This is a genomic window from Streptomyces niphimycinicus, assembly GCF_018883605.1.
Lineage (GTDB): Bacteria > Actinomycetota > Actinomycetes > Streptomycetales > Streptomycetaceae > Streptomyces > Streptomyces niphimycinicus.
In genome coordinates this window covers 1-6,678 of record NZ_JAHLEM010000253.1, presented here as the reverse complement: position 1 = coordinate 6,678, position 6,678 = coordinate 1, and the positions used below count along the sequence as shown (strand labels likewise).

The following is a 6,678-nucleotide window of genomic DNA, read 5'->3' as shown; positions in this document are numbered from 1 at the left end:
ATCAGCTCGCGTGTGAGTAGCGGATGTCGGCCGGAATTCGGTGAACGCCGGATCGCCCTGGCGGCGGTCCGGCTTTCCCTGCCCTGCTCCGCAGGAGCTTCGTTTCCTCCCCCGGCTGAAGCCGGGGGTATCCACGAAAGAGAACCCCGATGAACCCCGACGCACTACCGTCCGTCGTCGACGCCGACACCTGGCGGCGTCAGCTCGAAGCGCTGCGGGTACGGGAGAAGGCCGCGACCCGTGAGCTCGACGCGATCGCCGCCGAGCGCCGCCGTCTGCCGATGGTCGAGATGCCCGACTACACCCTCGAGGGCGAGGACGGCCCCGTTCGGCTGGCGGACCTTTTCGACGGCAAGAGGCAGCTCATCGTCTACAGCCACATGTGGTTCCCGGGCGAGGAGTGGCAGTGCCCGGGCTGCACGGGGTTCACCTCGCAGTACACCCGGCTGGATTTCCTGGACAACTACGATGCCCGGTTCGTCATCGTCACCCAGGGCCCGATCGACGAGGCACTCGCCTACAAGCGGCGGGTCGGGAACAGGATGACCTGGTACTCCACGGCGAACAGCCCGTTCGGTGCCGACGTCGGCGCACCGCCCGGCGGAGGATTCGCGGTCAATGTGTTCCTGCGCGACGGCCACACCGTCTACCGCACCTGGCACACCAACGGCCGTGGCACCGAGCAGCTCAGCCACTCCTTCGCGCTGATCGATCTGCTGCCGTACGGGCGGCAGGAGGAGTGGCAGGACTCCCCCGACGGCTGGCCACAGGCGCCCACCTACAGCCGCTGGGCCGGGTCCCAGGACATCGCCGCGCTCTACGGCCCGGAGGCATGAGGGCCCGCCTGCGGGCGGACCTCTTCGCATCCGGACGGCTCGTCCACGAGATCTGACCCCGGCCCGTCATGACGTGAACGCGCCGACGACCTCCTGCCGGCGCAGACGGGTCTGCTTGGGCATGCGCCGGCCGAGCACGCCGACCGTGGCGCCGTTGCGGCGGTACAGCGCGACGAACCGGCCCTGCGCCATGCCCCCGTCCACGACGGTCACCTCGGCGTCGGCCGACAGCACCCCAGGCACCTGGATCTTGACGTCGAACTGGTCGGTCCAGAAGCAGGGCACCGGGGTGTAGGGCCGGCGCTCGCCGAGGATGGTGGCGGCCACATGACCGGCCTGCTCGGTGGCATTGGTGCGGTTTTCCAGGCGCAGCAAGGTATCGAGGCCGCCGTGGTGCCAGCGGGCCACATCCCCTACGGCGTAGATCCCGTCCGCGGCACGGCACCAGGAGTCGCACACCACCCCGTTGTCGGCCTTGAGGCCGCTGCCCGCGAGCCAGTCCGTCGCCGGTACGGCACCGAAGGCCACCACGACCACATCGGCGGGCAGCATCTCGCCGGTGGCCAGCTCCACTCCCGTGAGGCGTCCGTTCCGCTCGGCCGGCCCGGTCACCGCGGCGCCGAGCCGCGGCTCGACTCCCCGGCCGGTGTGGAGTTCGGCGAGTTTCCCCGTCACAAGGGGGCCGAACTGGCTTTCCAGGGAGGCGAGTTGGGGTCCGGCCAGGGTGACCGCCAGGCCCATGGTCCGTGCGGTGGCGGCGATTTCGGTGCCGAGTACGCCGTCTCCCACCACCACGACGCGCGAGGAGGCCATCAGCTCGGCCCGCAGTGCCCACGCGTCGTCGAGTGTGCGCAGCGCATGGACCCCGGCGAGGCCGTCCTGCCCGGCGAAGACGCGGGGCCGCGGACCCGTCGCCACGACGATCGCGTCCGCCCGCAGCACTCGGCCCGAAGCGGTGTGGACGGTGCGTGCCTCCGCGTCGAGGCCGACGGCCGGATCGTCGAGGACGAACGCTGCGTCCAGCGCGGAGAGTTCGGCGGGTCGGCGCGGGAAGGCCCGGTCCGGTTCCCAGGTGCCGGAGAGGATCTGCTTGGACAGCGGTGGCCGGTCGTAGGGCAGATGCGGTTCGGCGCCCAGGACGGTCAGGCCGCCCTGGAATCCCTTGCGCCGCAGGGCCTCCGCGGTGGAGAGCCCGCGGCCGCGGAGGCTCCGACCACCAGAACATCGGCGGGAGCGCTCATGCGTCCTCGCCCACATGGATCGCACCGGCGGGGCATACGGCGGCGCATTCACGCACCGCGGCGTGGGCCCCGACCGCCGGTCACGGCACCCGCGTGACCGACGCATGCCACAGCGCGACGATCGCGTCGATGAGGCCGGTGGCGGCCTCATGCCAGGTGACACGGGAGGTAGGAGCGTTGTCGGCGAGCGCGCGCTCCCGATCTACGGACATCTGCGTGATCAAGTGACGCGTCATGGCCGAGCGCTCGACGTACACCTCGGCGGGCAGATCCGGCAGGCAGCGATTCAGACCCTCCTGCAACACCCGCATCGATGGAGCGGTGACGGAGAATTCGTCGGTCACGATCGCGTAGAGCGCGGGGTCGGCCGTGACCTGGGCGATGAACCGCGCATACCAACTCGGGTGGCCCAGAGCCTCCAGATGCTCGGTGGTCGGACGGACCGCACAGGCCACCCAGTCCCGCAGATCGGCGGAATCGCCGATTTCGGCCACCAGCCGCGCCCGGATCCCCTCGATCTGCTCGGCATGCCTGCGCACCAGCGCGCGCACCAGGTCGACCTTGGTGCCGAAGTGGTAGCTGACCGCGGCGTTGTTGCCCTGCCCGGCGGCCTCACTGATCTGGCGGTTGGCCACCGCGTACACCCCACGCTCGGCGAACAGCCGCTCCGCCGCGTTCAGCAACGCCTCCCGCGTCGCGGCGACCCGCTCGTCCTGCCTCATTCTGTCTGCCATCGCCACCGCCCCATCGGGACCTCACACGCTCCGCGGCGGCTGGCCCCCTATGCCGCCGCAGGTCCTCGCCCGAACCGGCGAGGTCAAACACCGGAAGCCTACGCAACGGCACGCCGCGGACGGCCCGTGGCGCCGCGCGGACCGGAACCGCCCGCCAGCGAACTGCTCGGCGTCCGCCGGCGGCGAGTCCTCGGCCAGACTCTCAGGTTCCAGCTCCTGTCCGGGTGCGGTAGGCGCGCTGCCGGCATGCCCGCGAGCAGTATTGGCGGGGCCGTCCAGTGACGGTTGGGGGGACGGGGCGGCCGCACACAGTACAGATGCGGGGTGAGGCGACGTCCTCCGAAGTTTCGTCACAGGTAGATGTCCCGCCGATCACCGTAATACCTGTTTCGTCACAAGCGGCTGTCTCGTTGGTCGCCGCGGCGAGCGTTTCGTCACGATGGGCGCCGGGCAGGCCGGGCTGCGTACCCGGGGGGCACGGAGGCTCGGGCGTTGGCGGGAGGGCCAAGGCGACGAAGTCGAGGAGGTGCTCCAGCCCATTCCGGAACTGGTCGTCGCGGTTCAGGTGCGGCTGGTGTGACTCCGTCACGATCTTGGTGAAGATCGGGTACTTCCCGCTGTTCACCAACTGGTGGATGCGCGGGGAGCTTCGCGCCATCCACTCCGATGCGCTGAGTCCGCTGCGGCGGACTTCCTCGGCCATGCTGATCTCCTCGCGGACGGCGCCCTCGATGTGGCTGTTCAGCAGGGCCATGAGGCGGAGGTTCTCGTCTATGGAGACGTGGGCGTCGAGGGCGCCCATCACCCGTTCGATCAGCAGTAGCTGGTTGGGGCCGAAGCCGGGGAGTGACCGGCGCACGGTGGCGACCCAGGAGTGCCGCAGCCACATCGCCCGCAACCCGTTGGCGTAGCGCGTCAGGTCCGCGCGCCAGTCACCGGAGGGCATACCGGTGATGTCGATCTCTCCCATCAGGTGGTCGGCCATGAGCTCGATGAGGTCGTCGCGGCTCGGGACGTATCGGTAGAGCGACATCGCGCCCGTGCCAATCTCGGCGGCGATCCGCCGCATGGTGGCGGCCTCCAGCCCTTCGGCATCGGCGATTCGGACCGCCGCCTGGGTGATCTGCGCGCGACTGTAGGTCGGCTTCCGCCCGACGGCCGTACGCTCGGGCCGCATCCAGATGTTCACGTACTCGGCATCGGCCACCATTTCACCCTCCGCTTGCGTACATGGTACCCGAAGGAATAGCTTGACCGAAGGTGCGTACATCGTACGCAACAGAGGAGGGGTGATGGGAGATCCGATCGTGATCGCCGAGGGGTTGCACAAGACCTTCGGCGACACCCATGCGCTGCGGGGCCTGGACCTGAGCGTGCCGGAAGGGAGCGTCTGCGGCGTGCTGGGGCCGAACGGCGCGGGCAAGACGACCGCGGTGCGTATTCTGGCGACCTTGTGCGACCCCGATGCCGGGCACGCCCGCATCGCCGGATACGACGTCGTCAGTGAGGCCGGCAAGGTGCGGGCCAGGATCGGGCTCGCGGGCCAGCGCGCGGCCGTGGACGAGCAGCTCACAGGCCGTGGCAACCTGCGCATGTTCGGGCGCCTGTACCACCTGTCCCGACGCGAGGCGCACCGGCAGGCCGACAATCTGCTGGAGCGCTTCGGTCTGAAGGAGGCCGCTGATCGTCCGGTCGCCGGCTACTCCGGCGGTATGCGGCGCCGCCTCGACCTGATCACCTGTCTCATCCAACGCCCCGATGTGCTGTTCCTGGATGAGCCGACCACCGGCTTGGACCCGCGCAGCCGCGGAGAGATCTGGGACAGCGTGCGCGAGCTGGTGGCGGAAGGCACCACGGTGCTGCTCACCACGCAGTATCTGGACGAGGCTGACCATCTGGCCGACGACATCGCCGTCATCGACCACGGGCAGGTGATCGCCACGGGCACCCCCGACGGGCTGAAGTCCACAATCGGAGACCGCCTTGATGTCACCGTCGAAGACCCCACCGGGCTACGTCCGGCGATGACCGTACTGAATGCCCTGGCCGGAACCGATCCCACGGTGAAGGGTCCTGGCCAGTTGAGCGTTGCCCTGCCCGGCAGCGGTTTCCGGCTCGCCGACATCGTGCGCGAACTCGACCGCGCCGGGGTCACCGCAGCCGACGTGCGGCTCGGCCGCCCCACCCTCGACGAGGTGTTCCTGCACCTCACCGACCAGAAGGAGCACGTCTGATGACCGCCATCACCTCGCTCCTGGGCCGCCTGCGCTGGACGTTCGCCGACGGACTGACCCTGGTCGGCCGCGAGCTGGGAAGGCTGCGGCAGGAGCCCGGGCAGATCATCGCCGCGCTGATCTTCCCCGTCATCATGGTGGTGCTGTTCGGGTACGTCTTCGGCAGCGCGATCGCCGTGCCGGGCGGCGGCGACTACCGCGAATACCTCATGCCCGGACTGTTCGCGATGGTGACCTTCACGGCGGTGCAAGGAGTCATGGGGCGGACGGCCGCCGACGCCTCCCGCGGCGTGATGGACCGGTTCCGCTCCATGCCGATGGCACGCCTGGCAGTGATGTTCGGGCACACCGGGGCCGACTCCCTGATCGGCGTACCGCTGCTGGCCGCCATGGCGCTGACCGGCCTGTTGGTGGGCTGGCAGCCGCACCGCGGCCCGATCCCCACAGCCGGAGCATTTCTGCTGTTCATGCTGCTGCGATACGCGCTGAGCTGGGCGGGCGCCTATGTGGGCCTGGTGGCCAAAAACGAGCAGACCGTCGCCCAACTGGCGCCGCTTTTCCTGCCGGTCACGATGGTGTCCAACGCGTTCGTCCCAACCGGCGGCATGCCGGGATGGCTACGGTTCGTGGCCAACTGGAACCCGGTGAGCGCGCTCACCGCCGCCTCCCGGGACCTGTTCGGCAATCCCGGGATGGCCGCATCCGGACACACGCCCTGGCCGCTCGCCCATCCGGTGGCCACCGTCTTGCTCTGGTCAGCCGCGCTGCTGGTGGTGTTCGTCCCGCTGTCGCTGCGCGCCTACCTGCGCACGGGACGATGAACGTCGGGGTCGGTCGGGACGCCGCCCGCCGAACCGGCCGCCAATGTCCAACAGTTCGCCTGCCCCACGTGTGAGGTGCCCGCCGGAAGCGCCTGCTGTACCCGCCCCGCAAGGTCGCCCCCAAATACCACACTCCGCCCTTCACACTCGTCCCCCAGTTCCGCGACGAGCTGGAGGTGAAGACCCCCGCCGACCGCGGCCCCGGCCGCGCCTGGGAGAGGCCCGGCCATCACTGCCGCGGTGCCCAACGCGGCGACGAGGCCCACGATGAACTGCCCGGCTGGGCCCGCACACAGGTCGACGGGCTCGCCGCGGCGGGTCGGCAGACCGGCGGTGAGCTGCGTGATCTGCTGTGCGTACTGCGTGATCCACGGACGCTGCCCCGTCGCAGCCGATGCCTGGGCTCGGCGGGCTGGATGCGTTGCTGGACAGCCACCGGGCTGTGGGAGGAACGGTCGAGGTGCGCATCAGGACCAAGCTGGAGTCGTTGCCGAGCCCGGTGCAGTTGGCGGGCTACCGGATCGTGCAGGAATCACTGGCCAACGCCCGCCGCCACGCGCCCGGGGCACCGGTCCGGCTCACCGTCGACGGCGCCGCCGGGCAGCTAATTCGAGGTGGTGAACAGCCGCGGAGCGCGGTGCGGCACACTGGACGCGGGGGTTGGGCTCGGCCTGGTCAGCATGCGGGAACGAGTAGACGCGCTGGGTGGCGAACTCACCGCCGGAGCGACCGACGACGGCGGCTTCCGTGTCCTGGCCGCGATACCGCTGGAGACCGCCGGTGCCTGAGCAGATCAGCGTGCTCGTGGTGGA

The 6,678-nt window shown here is 70.0% G+C and carries 5 protein-coding genes and 1 pseudogene; 3 read left to right on the top strand and 3 right to left on the bottom strand.

Annotated features, from left to right (window positions below; translation table 11 throughout):
- Positions 1-149: 149 nt before the first annotated feature.
- Positions 150-836, top strand: coding sequence for a DUF899 domain-containing protein (locus tag KN815_RS22645; protein ID WP_216343764.1), 687 nt, complete (start codon positions 150-152; stop codon positions 834-836).
- A gap of 66 nt (positions 837-902) precedes the next feature.
- On the opposite strand, the pseudogene KN815_RS22640 reads toward KN815_RS22645, so the two are convergent.
- The 3 genes and pseudogenes from KN815_RS22640 to KN815_RS22630 form a co-directional block, all read right to left on the bottom strand.
- A pseudogene (locus KN815_RS22640) lies at positions 903-2,077 on the bottom strand (NAD(P)/FAD-dependent oxidoreductase).
- 80 nt (positions 2,078-2,157) lie between these two features.
- The gene (locus tag KN815_RS22635) at positions 2,158-2,811 is read right to left on the bottom strand and encodes a TetR/AcrR family transcriptional regulator (protein ID WP_216343763.1); all 654 of its coding nucleotides are present in this window, start codon (positions 2,809-2,811) and stop codon (positions 2,158-2,160) included.
- 202 nt (positions 2,812-3,013) lie between these two features.
- Complete coding sequence (locus KN815_RS22630) at positions 3,014-4,081, bottom strand: TetR/AcrR family transcriptional regulator (protein ID WP_216343762.1); 1,068 nt, start codon at positions 4,079-4,081, stop codon at positions 3,014-3,016.
- A gap of 37 nt (positions 4,082-4,118) precedes the next feature.
- Here KN815_RS22630 and KN815_RS22625 point away from each other — a divergent pair, with 37 nt between their 5' ends.
- Entirely contained in the window at positions 4,119-5,045 is a 927-nt protein-coding gene (locus KN815_RS22625; RefSeq protein ID WP_372458436.1) for an ATP-binding cassette domain-containing protein, read from the top strand.
- Positions 5,045-5,866: an ABC transporter permease gene (locus KN815_RS22620; protein ID WP_216343760.1), complete on the top strand. Its 822-nt coding sequence runs from the start codon at positions 5,045-5,047 to the stop codon at positions 5,864-5,866. The genes KN815_RS22625 and KN815_RS22620 overlap by 1 nt, the downstream gene beginning before the upstream one ends.
- The last annotated feature ends 812 nt before the right edge of the window (positions 5,867-6,678 follow it).